This is a genomic window from Candidatus Zixiibacteriota bacterium (genome assembly GCA_040753875.1).
Taxonomy (GTDB): Bacteria; Zixibacteria; MSB-5A5; order GN15; family FEB-12; genus DATKJY01.
In genome coordinates, this window is sequence record JBFMDV010000001.1 from 69,232 (window position 1) to 87,803 (window position 18,572).

Annotated in this window: 15 protein-coding genes, 1 tRNA gene and 1 pseudogene; all 17 read left to right on the forward strand. The window is 55.9% G+C overall.

Annotated elements, in window-relative coordinates:
- The 17 genes and pseudogenes from AB1644_00340 (at position 1) to AB1644_00420 (ending at position 18,569) form a co-directional block, all read left to right on the forward strand.
- Positions 1–756, forward strand: a complete 756-nt coding sequence (locus tag AB1644_00340; protein ID MEW6049507.1) for a glycosyltransferase family protein — start codon at positions 1–3, stop codon at positions 754–756.
- Entirely contained in the window at positions 753–1,859 is a 1,107-nt protein-coding gene (gene pseG, locus AB1644_00345) for a UDP-2,4-diacetamido-2,4,6-trideoxy-beta-L-altropyranose hydrolase (GenBank protein MEW6049508.1), read from the forward strand. The genes AB1644_00340 and pseG overlap by 4 nt, the downstream gene beginning before the upstream one ends.
- Before the next feature lie 19 nt (positions 1,860–1,878).
- Positions 1,879–2,409 (forward strand): UDP-4-amino-4,6-dideoxy-N-acetyl-beta-L-altrosamine N-acetyltransferase, encoded by a 531-nt coding sequence (gene pseH / locus AB1644_00350; GenBank protein MEW6049509.1) that lies wholly within the window; start codon positions 1,879–1,881, stop codon positions 2,407–2,409.
- Positions 2,406–3,458: a pseudaminic acid synthase gene (gene pseI, locus AB1644_00355; GenBank protein ID MEW6049510.1), complete on the forward strand. Its 1,053-nt coding sequence runs from the start codon at positions 2,406–2,408 to the stop codon at positions 3,456–3,458. The genes pseH and pseI overlap by 4 nt, the downstream gene beginning before the upstream one ends.
- Positions 3,459–3,465: 7 nt before the next feature.
- Positions 3,466–4,782, forward strand: a complete 1,317-nt coding sequence (locus AB1644_00360) for a polysaccharide biosynthesis C-terminal domain-containing protein (protein MEW6049511.1) — start codon at positions 3,466–3,468, stop codon at positions 4,780–4,782.
- On the forward strand, positions 4,757–6,253 hold the full coding sequence (locus AB1644_00365; GenBank protein MEW6049512.1) for a hypothetical protein: 1,497 nt from the start codon (positions 4,757–4,759) through the stop codon (positions 6,251–6,253). The genes AB1644_00360 and AB1644_00365 overlap by 26 nt, the downstream gene beginning before the upstream one ends.
- Positions 6,254–6,354: 101 nt before the next feature.
- Positions 6,355–7,602: a glycosyltransferase family 4 protein gene (locus AB1644_00370; GenBank protein ID MEW6049513.1), complete on the forward strand. Its 1,248-nt coding sequence runs from the start codon at positions 6,355–6,357 to the stop codon at positions 7,600–7,602.
- Between the two features lie 3 nt (positions 7,603–7,605).
- Complete coding sequence (locus AB1644_00375) at positions 7,606–8,838, forward strand: glycosyltransferase family 4 protein (GenBank protein MEW6049514.1); 1,233 nt, start codon at positions 7,606–7,608, stop codon at positions 8,836–8,838.
- Between the two features lie 151 nt (positions 8,839–8,989).
- Complete coding sequence (locus AB1644_00380) at positions 8,990–10,345, forward strand: hypothetical protein (protein MEW6049515.1); 1,356 nt, start codon at positions 8,990–8,992, stop codon at positions 10,343–10,345.
- Between the two features lie 91 nt (positions 10,346–10,436).
- Positions 10,437–11,459: a Wzz/FepE/Etk N-terminal domain-containing protein gene (locus tag AB1644_00385; protein ID MEW6049516.1), complete on the forward strand. Its 1,023-nt coding sequence runs from the start codon at positions 10,437–10,439 to the stop codon at positions 11,457–11,459.
- Between the two features lie 201 nt (positions 11,460–11,660).
- Positions 11,661–11,745, forward strand: a tRNA-Tyr gene (locus tag AB1644_00390).
- 100 nt (positions 11,746–11,845) lie between these two features.
- Entirely contained in the window at positions 11,846–14,077 is a 2,232-nt protein-coding gene (locus tag AB1644_00395; GenBank protein MEW6049517.1) for a sodium-translocating pyrophosphatase, read from the forward strand.
- Positions 14,078–14,164: 87 nt separating this feature from the next.
- Positions 14,165–15,547 (forward strand): MATE family efflux transporter, encoded by a 1,383-nt coding sequence (locus AB1644_00400; protein MEW6049518.1) that lies wholly within the window; start codon positions 14,165–14,167, stop codon positions 15,545–15,547.
- Positions 15,548–15,784: 237 nt separating this feature from the next.
- On the forward strand, positions 15,785–16,414 hold the full coding sequence (locus AB1644_00405) for a DUF47 family protein (protein MEW6049519.1): 630 nt from the start codon (positions 15,785–15,787) through the stop codon (positions 16,412–16,414).
- A 2-nt stretch (positions 16,415–16,416) separates the two neighbouring features.
- On the forward strand, positions 16,417–17,448 hold the full coding sequence (locus tag AB1644_00410) for an inorganic phosphate transporter (GenBank protein MEW6049520.1): 1,032 nt from the start codon (positions 16,417–16,419) through the stop codon (positions 17,446–17,448).
- 143 nt (positions 17,449–17,591) lie between these two features.
- A complete protein-coding gene (locus AB1644_00415) occupies positions 17,592–18,002 on the forward strand; it encodes a metalloregulator ArsR/SmtB family transcription factor (protein ID MEW6049521.1) in 411 nt (136 codons plus the stop codon).
- Between the two features lie 147 nt (positions 18,003–18,149).
- A pseudogene (locus AB1644_00420) lies at positions 18,150–18,569 on the forward strand (SRPBCC domain-containing protein).
- The last annotated feature ends 3 nt before the right edge of the window (positions 18,570–18,572 follow it).

Below are 18,572 nucleotides of genomic sequence, written 5' to 3' on the forward strand. Positions count from 1 at the left end.
ATGGTACTCGGAGTTCTTCAAGCCCGCATGTCTTCGACCCGCCTGCCGGAAAAAGTGCTCAGGCCGATCCTGGGCCGACCCATGCTGGCGCGTCAGCTCGAACGCGTAGCGGACGCCACGATGATCGACACATTGGCGGTAGCCACCAGTACCGAAAAAGACGACGACCCAATTGAGCAGTTGTGTTCGACAATTGGCATCTCATGCTACCGCGGGAGTTTGCCGGATGTGCTCGACCGCTATTACGGATGCGCGCAACAGTTCGGCGGTGATACGATCGTGCGTTTGACCGGGGACTGCCCGCTGGCCGATCCCGACATAATCGATCAGGCTATTGTCCTCTTTCAGCGCGGTGGAGCGGACTATGTGAGTAATAGTGTAGAACGGACATTCCCTCGAGGACTGGATGTGGAAGTGTTCAGCTTCGAAGCACTTGAGACGAGCTACCGCCACGCTAAGCTGGCTGGTGAGCGTGAGCACGTTACACCCTATATCTACACACACCCACTGCAGTTCTCACTCTGCCAATTGACTCAAGTGGAAGATATGTCGCACCACCGATGGACCGTCGATGAGCCAGAAGACTTTGAATTCGTCAGTCGCGTGTACGAAACGCTGTACCCACGGAATCCACGCTTCCGAACTGCCGATATTTTGAAGCTGCTGGAACAGGAGCCCAACCTGATCTCCATTAACGCACACATTGGTTCGGGGGCCAACCAGGCGCGGCCGGCACGTGCGGAGGTCGCTCGATGAAAGTCCTGATTCGAACCGATGCCTCAATACGAATTGGTACCGGACATGTCATGCGCTGCCTCACCCTGGCCGGTGCACTGACCAAGTCAGGCCATGATGTGGAGTTTATCTGTCGCGCGTTGCCGGGGCACCTGTGTGACCTGATAGCGCAACGAGGGTATTCTGTGCACCGATTGCCTGATACCACCCTCGGCCATGCACACGAAGCAAATCGACTTGCCGGCCGATGGCTGGGTGCTTCTATAGCGGATGACCTGCATGATACCTCTCGACTACTCGGTCGATCCTCAGCCGGCTGTGATTGGCTTATCGTAGACCACTATTGGCTGGATGCGTCATGGGAGGAACCAATGCGGAAGATGACCGGGAATATCATGGTGATCGATGACCTGGCCGACCGCATCCATTGCTGCGACCTGTTGCTCGACACGGGCTATTTCGCTAATGCCAGTGAACGATACGGACACCTTGTGCCATTCGATTGCACGACACTTCTGGGACCGCGGTATCTGCTGCTGCGACCTGAGTTCCTGGCCGCACGAAACCTGCAAGCCACGCGAGATGGGAGAATCCGAAGAATCTTCGTGTTTTTCGGCGGCGTGGACCGGACCAATGAGACTGCCAAGACTCTACGAGCGCTCGGCTCACTGAAACACCATGATCTCGAGATCGATGTTGTCGTTGGCCAGGCAAACCCCTGCATGAACGAACTGGAGTATCTCGCCACCAACCAGGTGAACTGTCGGCTTCACGACAATGTACAGGACATGGCAAGTCTTATGCTGCGAGCCGATCTGGCAATTGGCGCGGGCGGCACAACGACCTGGGAGCGGTTATACCTGGGCTTGCCAACGCTGACTATTATGGTGGCCGGCAATCAGATACTGCAAACTGAGTCACTCGAGCGCGAACGATGCCTGGAAAATCTTGGCTGGTATGCGGATGTCACGCCTGAAAGCATAGCTCGTAAGATCAACCAGCTTGTGCTCGATCCCGAATATCTGATCGCGATGTCGACGAGGGGTCTGCAGTTGACCTCGCGAACGAAAGGACCGGACGCCGTGGTGGCACGGATGGAGGAGCGATCACGTGTTTGCGCGTGACGACATACAACTTCGGCCGATGACCGAATCGGATTTGCCATTGGTTCTTCACTGGCGCAACCAGCCGCACATACGCCAGAACATGTACACCGATCATACTATCACGCCCGACGAGCACGCGGCCTGGTTTGCCGGGGTATCCGCCGACGGTTCCAGCGTACCGCAGCTGTTTGAATGCGAAAAGCGGCCTCTGGGCGTTGTGAATTTCAGCGATTTTGCCAGACATGACGAACGCTGCCGTTGGGGGTTCTATATTGGTGAGCCAGGTGCCCGGAAAGGTTTGGGTACGGTGCTGGGGATCCTTGCCATGGAGTTCGCGTTTGGATCGCTCGGGATGCGAAAGGTAACCGGTGAAGCGTTTGCCTTTAATGAGGCGAGCCTTCGCCTACACCGCCGTTTGGGTTTCTTTGAGGAAGGGCGGCTCATTGCTCATGTACACAAGAATGGTCGATATGAGGACATTATTGTCATGGCACATTTTGCCGAACACTGGGCAAGCCTGAAGGACTCATTGACAGAGAAATACCTGTCTGAGGGAGTAACGACATGAAAGAAATTGTTCTTGGTGGGCGCGTCATTGGCCCCACACAACCGCCGTTTATTGTGGCGGAAATGTCGGGCAATCATAACCAGTCGCTCGACAGAGCGTTGGCCATCGTCGATGCCGCCGCCGATGCCGGTGCACATGCGCTGAAGATCCAGACGTACACACCGGACACGATGACGGTCGACAGCGCCGCCACCGAGTTCAATATTGCTGATACCAACAGCCTGTGGCGCGGAAAGTCATTGTACCAGCTTTATGGCGAGGCCTTCACGCCGTGGCAGTGGCACGAACCGATTTTCGAACGGTGCCGCCGACACAACATGGTTGGGTTCAGCACGCCGTTCGATTCAACCGCGGTCGACTTCCTGGAAGAACTGAATGTCCCCGCGTACAAAATAGCGTCGTTCGAATGTACCGACCTGCCTCTCATAAGGCGGGTCGCCGCGACGCGTAAACCGGTCATCATCTCCATTGGCATGGCCACGGTGGCCGAACTCGATGAGACTGTTCGTACCTGTCGTCAATACGGCTGTGACAATCTCATCTTACTCAAATGCACCAGCAGCTATCCGGCGCTTCCGGTCGACAGCAATTTGCGAACAATCCCACACCTCCGCGCCTTGTTCGACGTACAGGTTGGTCTGTCCGACCACACGCTCGGCTTCGGTGCGGCGACCGCAGCGATAGCATTGGGCGCGACATTCATAGAAAAACACGTCACCCTGAATCGGGCTGACGGCGGCGTGGACTCGGCCTTTTCATTGGAGCCATCAGAGCTGCGAACGCTGGTACAGGAAACAGAGCGGGCCTGGCAGGCGCTGGGGAAGATTCAGTATGGGCCGACCGAAAGTGAAAAGAAATCACTCCAATTTCGCCGCTCACTCTATATCGTGAAGGATCTGCGCGCGGGGGAGCAGTTGAGCGCCGATAACGTCCGATCGATTCGACCCGGATTGGGACTTGAGCCAAAGTTTTATGACGTCGTGCTTGGCAGGCGCGTCACGCGTGACATCGCCAGGGGGACAGCCCTGAGCTGGGAGCTTGTGGGGTAGTCTCGGCATGTTGAAAACCAGTCTGACAAACCTGGTCCTCCGCGGCCTTACGCTGGCCTCGAAGTTCGCGCTCATGATGCTTATCGCGCGGCACGCAACGCCTGCCGACATGGGCATTTACGGACTGATGGCGGTTTCGATCTCGATCGCTCTCTATCTGGTGGGAATGGACTTCTACGTGTACAACACCCGCGAGTTACTGGCCCGACCCGAGCCGGAGCGGCTGCCGCTGATACGGGATCAATTAGTATTCCACAGCGTTGCCTATGCGCTGGTTCTGCCGGCGCTGATGATTGTCTTTTGGGGCGGCATTCTGGACTGGCGATTGGTCGGGTGGTTCTACGGGCTTCTCGTCCTTGAGCATCTCTGTCTTGAAGTGGGCCGACTTCTGGTTGCGATGTCTCACCCAGTCGCTGCAAACCTTGTGCTGTTTGGACGAGGCACTGTTTTACTTGCTGTTGTGACGGCGCTCTCGTTTGTGCATTCACGGCGAGTCGAGCTTGACTACGTATGGTTTGGCTGGTCCGCAGGCATTGTCACGGGTCTTATTATCGGTCTCTGGTATCTGCGAGGTCTTGGCTGGCGTCACGTGAGTGCTGTCCCGGTGGACTGGCGCTGGATTCGGCGGGGCCTGAAAGTAGCACTGCCGTACCTCAGTGCGACAGCAGCTCTTCTGGGGGTACAGTATACCGATCGCTATTTCCTTCAGCAGTATCATGGCGAAGCGACCGTTGGGGTCTACACGTTCTTCGCCGGTTTCTCCAATGTGGTGCAGGTGTTTGCGTTTACCGGTATCACGATGATTATGTACCCTCGCATTGTGGCCGCGTATCAGTCCGGCAAAACGCGGGAGTACCGCGACCTTATGCGGAAGCTGGCAGTACGAATAGCCGCAGCGGTAGTAGTTCTGACGATTGCCGCCGCCACTCTGATTCATCCGGTTCTGTCGCTGGTAGGCAAAGAGGTGTATGCGGTGAATCTGTCTATCTTCTGGATCATGTTGGCTTCTACTGGGTTGTTTGCGCTGGCGGATATCCCGCACTATGCGCTCTATGTCCGTGGTCGCGATAAAGCGCTAGTACTCAGCACGCTTGGAGCGTTTGCGGTAGGGCTGATGGCGAATGTTTTTCTGGTTCCGGACTTCGGTCTGGCGGGGGCTGCGACAGCAACCTGCTGTGCAATGGCAACGTTGGTCACTGCAAAGGGAGCGTTATTGCTTCATTATCGAAAGAAAGATCTGGCGAAAAGTTCAATTCGGCCGGTCGTACAGGATATATCTATCGAAGCGGAGGTGGCGCTTGAATCGACGCCGCTGGAGCGCTGACCTGGTCACCGCCGACAGGCTGAACCGAACAGGGGACAAAAACATCCTGTTCTCATCCATCTTCGACCTGACAGTCCTGTTTCACGGTGTGGCTGAAAAGCTGGTGGCCGAGGGGCATCGTGTGTTTTGGATCACCACCGACCAGCGATGGACTGATTGGCTCGCGTCGCGTGGAATCGATCGAGATAACATATGCGAGTTGGTGTATACGCGAAACGAAGCGGTTCATCCTCACTCGATGGCTGCGATCAAGGAGCAGATTGTCGGTTGCGAGCGGCGCAACGACCTTACGGTCAATCAACTCATGCTCATGGACCGCTTCGCGCGCGTGGTGCCCGAGGTCGTGGCGAATAGGTACATGTACCTCTACTACCGGGACATAAAGAACTTCCTTTTGTCGCGACGGATCGACGTTGTCTTTGCCGAACCCACGAATGCCAACGAACTGCTGACAGCCATGATATGCCGCGAGCTGGGGATACCGTTTCTGGCGCCGCGAGATATGCGGTTTCCGCTCGGGCGGCTGATCTTCAACTCGGGATACCGTGCGGATGAGCTGATCGGAGGGGAGGGCTGTGGCGGTGCAGAGGACGCCTCACGGTTGCTGTCCGAATACAAAGCCACAAGGCCGACTCCATACTATTTCGAAAAGCTGAAGCGGTCCAGAGTTGTCACGTCGTCGTATGTTGCCAGGAGCACTCGGAACCGGATTACGCGTGTGGCGGCCGGCCATCGCCACGGCCTCACGCACCACCGCTTGTCAAGCCGAGCCCGCGTGCTTGCCGGTCGAGTTATCAATGGGTTTTATCTACGGCACCTTTATCGGTATGACAAGCTCAATGACATTCAGGAGCGGCTGGCATTCTATCCGCTTCATGTCCAGCCGGAAGCGTCGATTGATGTCCTCGGCCCATACGTGAGCGACCAGCTCAACCTGATCAAGGATATCCGGCGTGCTCTGCCGTTCAACATGACGCTGCTGGTGAAAGAACATCCGAACTTCCTCGGTCTGAAAGGGCGCCGTTTCTTTCGCGAACTGAAGCAGCTTCCCAACGTGAAGCTGATCCGACACGATGTGTCCAATTTCGAAGTGTACAAGCAGGCATCGCTGGTGCTTACTGTGTCCGGGACCCCGGCATACGAGGCAGCCTTGCTGGGAATCCCCGCCATTACCTTTGCTCCGATGTACTTTGGCAAACTATCGTCTGTTCATCATTGTCCCGATATTACCGGTCTGAAGGACCTTATCCAGTCAACTCTACGGAACAATCACAGAGACATTGAGCATGACATCCGGGCAATGGCCGAAATGCTGGCTCATTCCTATGATGCCTACTGGACTGACCCGGTGTTTGACCGATGCGTACTCGATGAGGCGAATCTTACGAAACTGGCAGTTGCATTTAATGACGTTGTCCGGCAGATCACGACTCCAGCTGTCAAGCGGATGACGGGAGCTTTGATCTCGTGAACCTGAGCAGCTTGCAAGATCGAACAACAGCATCGCAGTCTGTCTCTACGCCACAAACAGATGCGCCTCTCGACATAGTGATCGTAAACGACTTCGCTTATGTGAACGGCGGCACGGCGCAAGTGGCCATAGCCGAAGCAGCAGCGCTCCAGGCGAGAGGTCATCGGGTGAGCTTCATGGCGGGAGTAGGACCTGTCGACACGCGTCTCACAGAAGCCGGCGTCCACGTGCATCTAACCGGACAACAAGAGATTGCTGTTGACCGAAACCCTTTTCGGGCTGCGTTGCACGGATTCCGCAACGGTCAAGCGGAAAGGGCGATGAAAGAACAGCTTGAGGGGCTCTCTGCCAAACAGACGGTCGTTCACTTGCATGGCTGGACAAAATGTCTGTCGGCATCGGTCATCAGGCCGGCCGTCGACGCGGGCTTTCCGGTACTGGTTCACCTGCACGACTATTTTTCGGTCTGTCCGAACGGCGGACTCTACAACTTTCAGACCAATCTGTCGTGCAGCCTCAAACCGATGTCTGCAGCCTGCCTGCTGTCGCATTGCGACAAAAAAAGTTATGCACACAAATTGTACCGGGTCGCCCGTCAGACTATCCAGAACCGCCTAAACGGGATACCCTCTCGCACACGATACTTCGCGGCGGTCTCGTTGTTCAGCCGGAAAATCATGGGGCCATATCTTCCGATAGAGGCGACGATTTTCGATTTGCCCAACCCGGTCGATATTGAGCGGCAGCTGCCCGCCAGACCGCTCGATTCTGAGACGTTCGTGTGGGTCGGAAGATTATCTCCAGAGAAAGGGACAATGCTGTTCGCGCGTGCGGCAGCACGTGCTGGAGCCAGCGCTTTGTTTGTGGGGGACGGTCCTCAACGGGACGAGATCGCCAGAGGTTACGCGGGCGCAGCGATCACCGGTTGGCTCGAACCGCTGCAAGTGCAACAGATGATTCGCAAAAGCCGCGCGCTCGTGTACTCACCGGTCTGCTATGAGACACAGGGTCTTGCCGTTCTTGAGGCGGCCGCTCTTGGGGTACCGGCCATCGTATCTGATGGTTGTGCGGCCCGCGAAGCTGTGGTAGACAATGTCACCGGCCTGTTGTTTAAGAGCGGTGATGAGGAGGACCTGGCCGACAAGATCCGCCACCTGGCGACAGGGGATCAGGCTGCCGAGATGGGGCGACAGGCATACGACCGGTATTGGACAGAGCCTCCAACCATGGCGGCACATATCGAGAAGTTGGAAAGTGTGTACCGAGCGATCCTTAACCGCGAGAGCGCCGCACTGGACCGGCCAGCCGTGTCCGAAGTGACTGCGAGTATTTCCGGAATGAGCGAGTAGCAGATGAACAGATTGGAGTTACACGACCGCATTGGTTCCACGGGTTGGTATCAGGACGCTACACCCCCCCTGCGCGGACAAGGGTGTCCGCTCAAGGTGGCGATTGTCCACGATTGGCTTGTCACGTACGGCGGCGCCGAGCGGGTGTTGGAGCACATGCTTGAGGAGTACCCCGATGCCGACCTGTATTCGTTGTGTAATTTTCTTCCGGAAGCTGAGCGTTCGTTCTTGCTACACAAACCGGTGACGACATCGTTCATTCAGAAATTGCCGTTTGCCCGATACAAGTATCGTTCATATCTGCCACTCATGCCGCTGGCGGTCGAACGATTCGATCTGCGGGGTTACGATCTGGTGATCTCCAGCTCCTATGCGGTTGCCAAAGGGGTAATTACGGGTCCCGATCAACTGCATGTTTGCATGTGCTATTCACCTATGAGATATGCATGGGATCTGACACACCAGTATCTTGCCGAATCCGGGCTCTCGAACGGTCTGCGCGGCATGCTCGCGCACTGGCTCCTGTATCGGCTGCGCCAATGGGATTACCGCACGGCGAACGGTGTGGATGAGTTCATCGCTATATCGAGATATATCGCCCGACGAATCATGAAAGTGTACCGCCGGCCGGCGACCATCATCTATCCACCGGTCGATGTCGATCGATTCTCCCTCCGCGAGCATAAAGAGGATTTCTATCTCACAGCTTCCCGATTGGTTCCGTACAAGCGGATCGACCTGATCGTGGAATCCTTCTCTCACATGCGGAATAAGCAGCTTGTCGTGATCGGCGATGGCCCCGAGTGGAAGAAGGTCAAGCGAAAGGCCAGCCCCAACGTTCACCTGCTCGGACACCAACCGTTCGACATACTATGCGAACAGATGCAGCGGGCTCGGGCGTTCATTTTTGCGGCTGAGGAAGATTTCGGAATTGTCCCTGTTGAAGCCCAGGCATGCGGCACACCGGTGATCGCCTTCGGGCGAGGAGGTGCGACTGAGACGATTGTTGATGGCGAAACCGGGCTGTTCTTCGATGAACAAACGGTCCCGAGTCTGGTCGATGCGATAAACCGCTTCGAGGCCGCCGGCGACTCTTTCGATCCACGCCGCATTCGACGCCAGGCCGTCAAGTTCTCGGGGGTTCGCTTCAAGCGCGAGTTTCACCAGTTTATGACTCAGGTGATCGACACCCGCTTCGGTGGCGTTGCCAGGTCGCACCCGGCACTTTCTTCCTGATTAGCTGGAAAAACATTCGCTTTTCGTCGCGATTTGGCCGGCTTCGTAAACGGGAGGTATGCGGCGACCCGTAACGCCTTGAATGCTATTCAATTATATCTCTCCCGACAGGACATTTGGTGGCACGGAGTTTGATACAGAATTCTGTGATATGCTACGTCCGGAAAACACGACTTCAACGGCTGTTGGCGCAGGGAACCTGATATCTGAGCCGGGACAACTGACTCGGACTTGGTCGGGGATTGCCCTTTTCAATCTCTCGCTGTTGACCATGTTGGTGCAGTCGGTCGTGGTGGCTACAGCCATTAAGGGACTCCTGATTCCATATCTGCTAATTCTGATGCAGGCGGCTAAGGGCTTCATACTCTCCGTGATCGAACGGCCCCGCGTTCAGGTGGTAGCACCTTTTGTTTGCTTTGTCGCTGGGTTTACGGTGTATGTGGGAATCTCTCAGTTACTCAATCTCGCGTATGCGCCGCGTCTGGACAATCTGGTGCTCGTTTCGCTGGAAAACGCCAATGTAACTCTCCTGCGCTCGAGCCTTTTCACACAGGGACTATATCTGACCACTTGTGTGTTGTTTTTCCTGTACACGCTGGGATACCTGAAAACGGTAGAAACGACCCAACCGGTAATGAAACTGGTGCGGGCGGGACTCGTATTCTTTGTCGCATTCGGATTTTATGAGTTCATCGGATATCTGTTGACCGGCGGTAACGTCGATTTCATTTCGAACCGGATCACGGGCGACGAACGCACGTATAGCACGTTCCAGACATTTGATCTTGCCGGCCTGACTATTCCACGGATGAAGTCGCTGGCCGGAGAAGCCTCCATGTTCGCTTTTTCGGTCGTTCCCTTTGTCGCCCTGTTCTATTTTCTGAGGGACCGGTTCTGGATTGTTCTCTTGACGGCTGCCGTACTGTCAACGTCTACGACTGCGTATATAGGCCTGTTCTGTTTGGCCCTTTTTGAGAGCCTCCTGGCCAGGCGTCTGGGTAAACTCCTGCTCGGAGCGATGGGTCTCATGGCCACGCTCTGGCTGGTGTTTCCCAATACGGTTGCCAGCCTGGTGGATTTTGCCATGGAGAAATTTCGGCTGGAGCACATGTCGGGGATTGATCGTATGAGCAATTTCCAACACGCCTGGCAGTTCTTCGCGAATTCAGATATCCTGCACATGATGTTCGGGTACGGCTTCGGCTATATCCGCTCGACCGACGGTTTCACCACACTGCTTGTGAACGTTGGTGTGGTGGGGCTTATAGCCTTCTTGTGGTTTCTTGTGTACCCGGTAGTCCGATTGGGCGCACAGACACCGTACCATCGCGGACTCCTCGCCGCAACAGCTGTTTCAGTCGTCATGATAATGATCAGCGTACCCGAATTTTACTACCTGCACGTGTGGTTGTTGGCGGCACTCGCCTGGTTCGAGTACCACAAACTCAGTACCGTGTCACGTGCAAACAGGCCGATGCCTGCCATGCAAACAAGAATCGTACAGTGAGACAGGGAAGAAGATGTCACGAAGACTGGTTTTGACAGATACACCCGGAGCGAACAGATGTCCGGAGGGGAATGGAAACGGCACGAACGAGATGATACGCCTGGCCAGAGTGCTCCTGAAATACCGGTATAGGTTCATGATTGTATCTGTTAGCCTGGCCGTCGTTACCGGACTCATCGCGTTTCTGTTGCCCTCAACCTATACTTCACGTGCCACGCTGCTGCCGACCGGCAAAGTTGACAAGATGGCCGATCTCAAAAGTCTGGCCGGACTTTCCAGCCTGACCTCGCAGGATGAAAGCTCGTCTGAGCTGTTTCCAACTATTCTCATGTCGCGCGCGGTCGCTGATGCTGTTCTGGCACGTCGCTATGAATGTTCTGTAAATGCACGACATAGGACGCTTTATCTAAACCAATACTTCAAGATTGAAAACCCTGACTATCTGCACCTTGCGCTGGCCGGGATCACGACTGTGGAAAAGGACAAGAAGACCGGCGTTATATCCTTGGCAGTCGAAACTACTAGCCCCGAGCTCTCCCGACAGATCGCCGAGGAGTATATTACACAGCTCGACGACTTCAATATGCACCGCCGCCGCACCCAGGCCGGTGAACGGGCCAGGTATCTTGAAACGCAGGTGGCTCAAACCGCCCGGAACCTGCGGGCCGCAGAGGACAGCCTGGAAGCATTCCAGAGAGTGAATCGCAATTGGATCGGAGGCGATGATCCCGAGGTCTCCAAGATTGTAGCTCAGCTCTCTCGCGAGGTGGAACTCATCACCCAGGGCTACGGGTTCCTTCGCCAGCAGCTCGAGATGGCCAAACTTGATGCCCGGAAAGATGTGCCGGTTGTTTCCGTGCTTGACAGGCCTTCTTTGCCGACGGTGCGGACTGGACCAAGGCGATTTCTGTCCGCCGCTGCCGGCGGCGTAGCCGGACTCTTACTCGTATTGTTGTGGGTGATGGTTCGTGAGAGGTTTGTCGGAGCTCGTGATGCCGAATCGCGGCACGAACTCAAGCAATTGGGTGCTGAACTGACACAGGCTATTCGCTGGCGGCGTCGGATTCACGCTGCATCCAGTTCCACAGAGAATGAGCCGGTTGCGCCGCGGTAGCGATGATCCGCAACTGAGATACCATCAGGCTGTGGATCAAAGAGTTAATCGAACCTCCTCGCCTGCGATTCCGCTCCCGTCTTTTTTTGACCGAATCCAGTTGCTCCATGTTATTTCGGTTGATTTTTGCCCCAACACCTCATATACTCCCGCCTGACTTGCGCCGGCGTACAGCCGCGGAGGTCCGGAAATCACAACATTGGTGGGGTTCCCGAGCGGTCAAAGGGAGCAGACTGTAAATCTGCCGGCGAAGCCTTCGAAGGTTCGAATCCTTCCCCCACCACCATGTCACGCCAGCACTAAGCAGTTAGTGCTTTTTTGTGACGCTGGTGCAGTTTCGAGATCTTACTGGAGCTTTGAGATATATGCAGAGAGAGGAGTAACGGATGAGTGAATCCCTGCTATTGGGAATAATCATCGGGATCAGCGTCCTCGGACTGGTCGCGGCCTGGGCATTGGCCCAGTGGGTGCTGCGACGGCCAACCGGTTCGGAGGCTATGCAGAAGATCTCCAACGCTATCAAGGAAGGTGCTGAGGCGTTCCTTCGTCGCCAGAATCGGACCATCATCATGCTGGCGGTGGTCGTGGCGGTAGTGCTGTTCATTGGGTATGGGTTCATACGGAGTCACCGCGAGTTCGACCCGGTCGACAGCACTATGGAGCTCGCTGCGTGGATTACCTTGTCATTCGTGCTCGGTGCGCTCTGTTCGGTAATCGCCGGGTATGTTGGCATGTGGGTTTCGATTCGAAGCAATATCCGCACTGCCACTGCGGCTCTGACGAGTCTGAACGACGCACTTCGCATCGCGCTCCGCGGTGGAGCTGTCTCGGGACTGCTGGTGGTGGCTATGAGCCTGCTCGGTGTGGGCGGCCTGTACGCCATAGTCAGTGCGTTTTCGAATGTCAAAGAGACTCAAATTCCGCTCTTGATCGTGGGCTATGGGTTTGGTGCCTCTTTTGTAGCGCTCTTCGCCCAGCTTGGCGGCGGTATTTATACGAAGGCCGCCGACGTGGGTGCCGATCTGGTAGGGAAGGTCGAAGCCGGAATTCCCGAAGATGATCCCCGCAACCCTGCGGTCGTCGCCGATCTCGTGGGTGACAATGTTGGCGATTGCGCCGGTCGTGGCGCCGACCTGTTCGAGTCAACGGCCGCCGAGAATATCGGTGCCATGATTCTGGGTGCTTCTCTTGCGGCGGCGGCGGAGCAGCAGGGATTTGCATTCTCTGCCGGTATTGTCGGTGTGATGATGTTTCCCCTGATCGCCCGTGCCTTCGGAATCATTGCTTCTGTTATCGGGATCGTTTCGGTCCGGATGGACAAGGAAGAGAAGATGGACCCGATGGAAGCGCTCAACCGCGGATACTATGTGGCCGTCATCCTGGCCATGATTGGATTCGCAGGCGCCTCTTACTGGCTGCTCAATTCCCCGGCTGCACCGAACGCCTGGTGGCATTTCTTCCTGTGCGGAGTGATCGGCGTTTTGACCTCAGTGGCCTTTGTATATATCACGCAGTATTATACTGAGTATCGATATAGTCCCGTACAACGGATCGCCGAGGCTTCGAAGACGGGCCCCGCCACCAACATCATCGCGGGGGTGGGCGTGGGGTTGGAATGCACCTGGATGCCGGCTTTGGTCATGGGCGCTGCGTTGCTGGCTTCGTATTATCTTGGTGCATCAAGCGGACTACCGCACGCCGGACTTTTCGGAACTGCTGTCTCCACGATGGGAATGCTGGCGACCGCCGCATACATTCTTGCGATGGATACGTTTGGACCGATCACCGACAACGCCGGCGGCATCGTTGAGATGTCACAGCAGCCTGAAGAAGTGCGCAAGAAGACCGACCGCCTCGATTCGGTCGGCAACACGACGAAAGCGCTCACCAAGGGTTATGCTGTCGGTTCTGCAGCGTTGGCTGCCTTCCTGCTGTTTCAGGCCTATATGGATGAAGTCGCGCACTACGCCGGACAGGAAATGGAGGGAGTCAATCTGGCCAATCCGGTGGTATTTGTCGGCAGTCTCTTCGGCGCTGCGCTCGTGTTTCTCTTTTCGGCCATGGCTATTAGGGCGGTTGGCGCCGCGGCACAATCGATCATCGAGGAAGTCCGCCGTCAATACGCCAAGTTGCCTCGTTTGAATGATATCATTCAGTTCCCCTCGGACTTCAAGCCGGATTACGGCTCCTGCGTCGACATTGTCACCAAAGCAGCGCTCCGTAAGATGGTAGTGCCGGGCCTTTTGGTGGTGTTGACGCCAATCGGTGTCGGACTGGCGTTCAAGGTGTTCATAACAGAAGGGCACAGGCTGATTGCCGCCGAGGCAGTGGCTGGCCTGCTGATGGTCGGCACGATCGCCGGCATTCTCATGGCGCTGTTTCTCAATAATGGCGGCGGCGCCTGGGACAACGCCAAGAAGTACATTGAGACAGGGGCCCACGGCGGCAAGTACCTGACACTGAAAGATGGTACTCGCGCCAAGAACCCCACCCACGGCGCGGCCGTGGTCGGCGACACGGTCGGTGATCCGTTCAAGGACACCGCCGGTCCCTCGCTGCATGTGCTTATCAAGCTGTTGTCGACCATTACGCTCGTGCTGGCGCCGCTGTTTATTTAGTGCGTCCACTATCACTTTCTGCGAAGGGGTCTCGGCCAAGCCGCCGGGCCCCTTTTCCTTTGCTGATCGATAACGTATCTTGCGCCGATGACCGTCCCGCCGACCGTGAATAAGCGCCAGCGCACCGATTACACCGAGGGCTCGATCGTTGCTTCAATCCTCAAGATGGGGCTGCCATCGATGTTTGGCTTCCTCATGCAGCATACCTACTCCCTGGTGGATACCTGGTGGGTTTCACGTTTGTCAGACAGTGAGGCCTCAGTAGCGGCCATCACGTTTTTCGCCAGTATTCACTGGCTGTTCTTCACGTTCAACAACCTGATTGGGCCGGGCTCGGTGGCTTTAATCTCCCGACGTTACGGGGAGAAGTCATACGATCTGGTCGAGAAGCTCACCAAAGAAACGATCGTCATGAAGCTTGCACTCGGCGGCGTATTCGGACTTATCGGTTATATCTTCGCCGAGCCGATGTTGACATTTGTCGGTGCGGAGGGAGTTACACTCGACCTGGGTGTCCAATACGGGCGCATCATGTTTATCGGCATGGGCATCATGTACGCCACGTATTCGATCTATACTGCGATGCGCGGCGTGGCCAACCCGCACCAGGCTATGGCGCTGATGCTGGGGGCGAATGTCCTCAACATGGGACTTGATCCCATTTTCATGTTCGGCTATCTCGGTTTTCCGGCGATGGGTATTCGAGGTGCGGCATGGGCTTCGGTTCTGAGTTTCACAATCGTGTTTCTGGTCGGAATCCTGTTGTTCTACTCCGGTCGGACAAATGTGCGTCTCCACCTGCGAGGCAAGGAGCGAATGACCTGGGAGTCGATCTGGAAAATCACGTATATCGGCATTCCTGCATGGATCGGTGACATGTCATTTGCGGGCGCTCGCCTGGTCCTCGTTCGTCTGGTGGCGCCGTTTGGTACTCCGGTGGTGGCGGCATATGGCGTGGGCAACCAGGTAACATCGATCGGCGTTGCAATGCTGGTGGGAATCGGGCTGGGACTGTCCGCCCTGATCGGGCACAATATCGGCGGGGCGAAAATGAAGCGGGCCAAGGAGACCGCTGACAAAGCGATCCTGTTGGGCGTCGGTCTTAAAACCGGCATGGCGACCGTCGTCTTTCTGTTCGCGCCCGAGATCATGAGAATGTTCTTCGAATCTCCCGAGACTGTCCACGTCGGCAGCACCATGCTTCGCATATTCGCCCTCGGGTTTCCCTTCATTGGCGCATTCATGATGATAGCACAAGTGCACACGGGCGTTGGTCTTAACGGCCCGACCATGGTCGTGAATCTCATCAATGCGTGGGTGCTGGAGGTAGCTCCCGTCTACCTCCTGACCGTCTACTTCGGTTTTTCTGAATTGTCGGTGTGGTGGTCTATCAGTCTGGCTGGTGCGCTCAGCGCACTGCTCTTCTACTGGTACTACCAGCGGGGGAAATGGCTGGCCGTCAGCTTGTGACGTCAGGCAGCTGTCCGGCACTGTCCTTCACCAACATTGAATCTGACAGTTGACATTGCTAATTCATGTATTAGTTTGCCCGGCGTTTGGCCCGGTGATGGCGCTATTGGTGGGCGACATCCTGGTCCGCTTGAAACAGGGAAGAGAATTGCATGAACGGACTTACCGCCGAGCCCTGTCCTGCGGCATCGCGTCCTGTGATGTCGGTTCACTCGTTGTCCTGTGACTGGAGGGTCCATGTTTAAGCGTCTACTGCCTGCCGAGACAAGTTTTTTCGATTTCTTTGAGCGCCACAGCACGCTGGCCATCGAGACCTGTCGGGAGCTGCATGCAATCTCGGAGAATCCATCGGAACTGGTCGTGCGCGCCAATCGCATCAAGGAACTGGAGCACGAGGCGGACGATGTCACCCACAAGTGTATCGACGCCTTGCACCGGACCTTCATAACGCCAATCGACCGTTCGGATATTCACCGACTCATGAAACGCCTCGATGACATCGTCGATTCCGTTGATTCGGCCGCGTCCCGGCTCATGCTCTACGAAATGACGGAGCTGCGGCCGGAAATGCGGCAGTTCACCGAAGTACTGGTGAAAGCATCGACCGCCATCAACGGCGCCGTGCACAATCTTCGGGACCTGAAAAAGGGAGGCACATCCATCGAGAAATACTGCCGCGCTATTTACGATGCCGAGAACGAAGGGGATCAGATCCTTCGTTCGGCGCTTGGCCGCCTTTTCAAGGAAGAACCGGAAATGATGCACGTGATCAAATGGAAAGAGGTGTTCGAGCGGCTCGAGAAAGCCACCGACCGGTGTGAAGAAGTGGCCAATATCGTTCAGGGCATTGTGATCGAGGCGTCGTGACCGTGTCGCCGCTGTTTGTTGTTATCATCATCACTGTCGGCGTGGCGCTGCTCTTTGATGTCATCAATGGGTTTCACGATGCCGCCAACTCGATCGCTACTGTCGTTTCCACGCGGGTGCTAAGTCCCAAAGTTGCCGTCTGGTGGGCGGCCTTTTTCAATTTCGTGGCCATGTTCGTCTTCGCACCCCGTGTGGCTGATACCATCGCCAAGATCGTCAAGATCGACGGCAAGGATACCGTATATGTCTATGTCGTGCTCGCGGGACTGGTGGGGGCGATTGTGTGGGACCTGTTGACCTGGTGGCTGGGTCTCCCCACCAGTTCCTCGCACGCGCTGATTGGCGGCGTTGCCGGCGCCGGACTCGCGTATCAGGGACTTGATGTGATTCGCTGGGGGAATATCTGGAAGACCGTTAAATTCATCCCGCTCGCACCGCTTATTGGACTGGCCATTGGTTTCATGGTCATGATAGGCGTATATTGGTTGTTCCGGAGATGGCGGCCAAACGATGTGGATCGTCTGTTCCGAAAAGGTCAATTGCTTTCCGCGGCGCTGTACTCTCTTGGTCACGGCGGCAATGATGCGCAGAAAACGATGGGGATCATTATGGCGCTTCTGATTGCCGGCGGTGTCCTGAGCCCAGACGCGGAGTTGTCACTCACCAATGTCAGCACCATGTGGATCATCCTGTCATGCCATCTGGCCATGGGATTGGGGACTGCGTTCGGCGGTTGGCGGATTGTCAAAACCATGGGCATGAAGATCACCAAGCTTAAACCTGTCGGCGGGTTCTGCGCCGAGACAGCCGGTGCTTCGACCCTGTTCATGGCCACTCATCTGGGCATTCCGGTTTCTACCACGCACACAATCACCGGCGCGATCATCGGCGTTGGCGCCACCAACAAACTTTCGGGTATCAAATGGGGCGTAGCCGAACGTATCGTGTGGGCATGGATATTCACGATCCCGGCCTCGGGGCTCATCTCGGCCGGTTGTTTCTATCTTATTAAAGCCCTGCACTCCGGCTTCTGAGATCTGTTGCCATCGCATAATCGTCAAGGTTACGGTTGATTAGCCGGTTTTCCCCTCCAACATAGACCAAAAAAGTCCTTAACAAGGGTCGCCGGATTACTTATTTAACTCATAAGTTAATTAACCGGGTGGTATAATATAGTATGGTAAGTGATAATCTCAGCCTGACATTTTCCGCGCTGGCCGATCCGACACGGCGGGCGATCCTGGCCAGTCTCACCAGGGGGGAGGCCTCGGTCCAGGCGCTGGCAGAGCCTTTCAATATGAGTTTGCCGGGGGTCTCCAAGCATCTCAAGGTATTGGAACGAGCCGGCCTGATCGAGCGCAGCCGCGCGGCCCAGTGGCGGCCTTGCCGTCTAAAGGCGGCTCCGCTTAGAGACGTGGATGCCTGGCTGGATCGCTATCGCCGCTTCTGGCAAGAGAGCTTCGACCGACTGGACCATTACCTTCGCGAAATCCAATTGAAAGAAAAAGCTCGTGTGGAGAAGCCGCAAAGGAAGAGGCGGGTTAGGGGAGACAAAATGCGCGTGAAAAAGCATGCTCACAGAAGATAGTCCAATGATAAAACACCATGACGAAGGAACAGATGTATGAACAGTAACAAATCATCTGAAACAAAAGCAGTCGACCGGGAGTTTGTCATCTCGCGGGTCTTCGATGCCCCGCGCGAACTCGTGTTCAAAGCCTAGACCGAAGCCGACCATCTGGCGAACTGGTGGGGGCCCAAGGGATTCGAGACGCGTGTCCGCAAGCTGAACCTTCGACCCGGTGGCGTTTTTCACTATTCAATGAAATTGCCCGATGGCCAACTCATGTTGGGCAAGTTCCTCTATCGCGAAATTGTCGCTCCTGAACGACTCGTATATGTGGTCTCATTCTCTGATGAGCAGGAGGGGATAGTCCGGAGCCCGTTCGGTCCCACCTGGCCTCTGGAGATGCTGAACGCAGTGACCTTTTCGGAACAAGGGATTCGGACGGCCGTCACTCTTCGCGGAAAAGCCATCAATGCGACAGAGGAAGAACGTAGAACCTTCGAGGCCGGGTTCACATCCATGAAGCAGGGCTTTACAGGGACATTGGATCAGCTTGAACAATACCTGTCAACCATGAGTAAGGGGTAACTC

Coding starts and splice junctions, on each gene's coding strand:
- AB1644_00415 (MEW6049521.1), top strand. CDS start 17,592: ATGGTAAGTGATAATCTCAGCCTGACATTTTCCGCGCTGGCCGATCCG.
- AB1644_00380 (MEW6049515.1), top strand. CDS start 8,990: ATGCTACGTCCGGAAAACACGACTTCAACGGCTGTTGGCGCAGGGAAC.
- AB1644_00395 (MEW6049517.1), top strand. CDS start 11,846: ATGAGTGAATCCCTGCTATTGGGAATAATCATCGGGATCAGCGTCCTC.
- AB1644_00405 (MEW6049519.1), top strand. CDS start 15,785: ATGTTTAAGCGTCTACTGCCTGCCGAGACAAGTTTTTTCGATTTCTTT.
- pseG (MEW6049508.1), top strand. CDS start 753: ATGAAAGTCCTGATTCGAACCGATGCCTCAATACGAATTGGTACCGGA.
- AB1644_00385 (MEW6049516.1), top strand. CDS start 10,437: ATGATACGCCTGGCCAGAGTGCTCCTGAAATACCGGTATAGGTTCATG.
- AB1644_00340 (MEW6049507.1), top strand. CDS start 1: ATGGTACTCGGAGTTCTTCAAGCCCGCATGTCTTCGACCCGCCTGCCG.
- pseH (MEW6049509.1), top strand. CDS start 1,879: ATGACCGAATCGGATTTGCCATTGGTTCTTCACTGGCGCAACCAGCCG.
- AB1644_00375 (MEW6049514.1), top strand. CDS start 7,606: ATGAACAGATTGGAGTTACACGACCGCATTGGTTCCACGGGTTGGTAT.
- pseI (MEW6049510.1), top strand. CDS start 2,406: ATGAAAGAAATTGTTCTTGGTGGGCGCGTCATTGGCCCCACACAACCG.
- AB1644_00400 (MEW6049518.1), top strand. CDS start 14,165: ATGACCGTCCCGCCGACCGTGAATAAGCGCCAGCGCACCGATTACACC.
- AB1644_00360 (MEW6049511.1), top strand. CDS start 3,466: ATGTTGAAAACCAGTCTGACAAACCTGGTCCTCCGCGGCCTTACGCTG.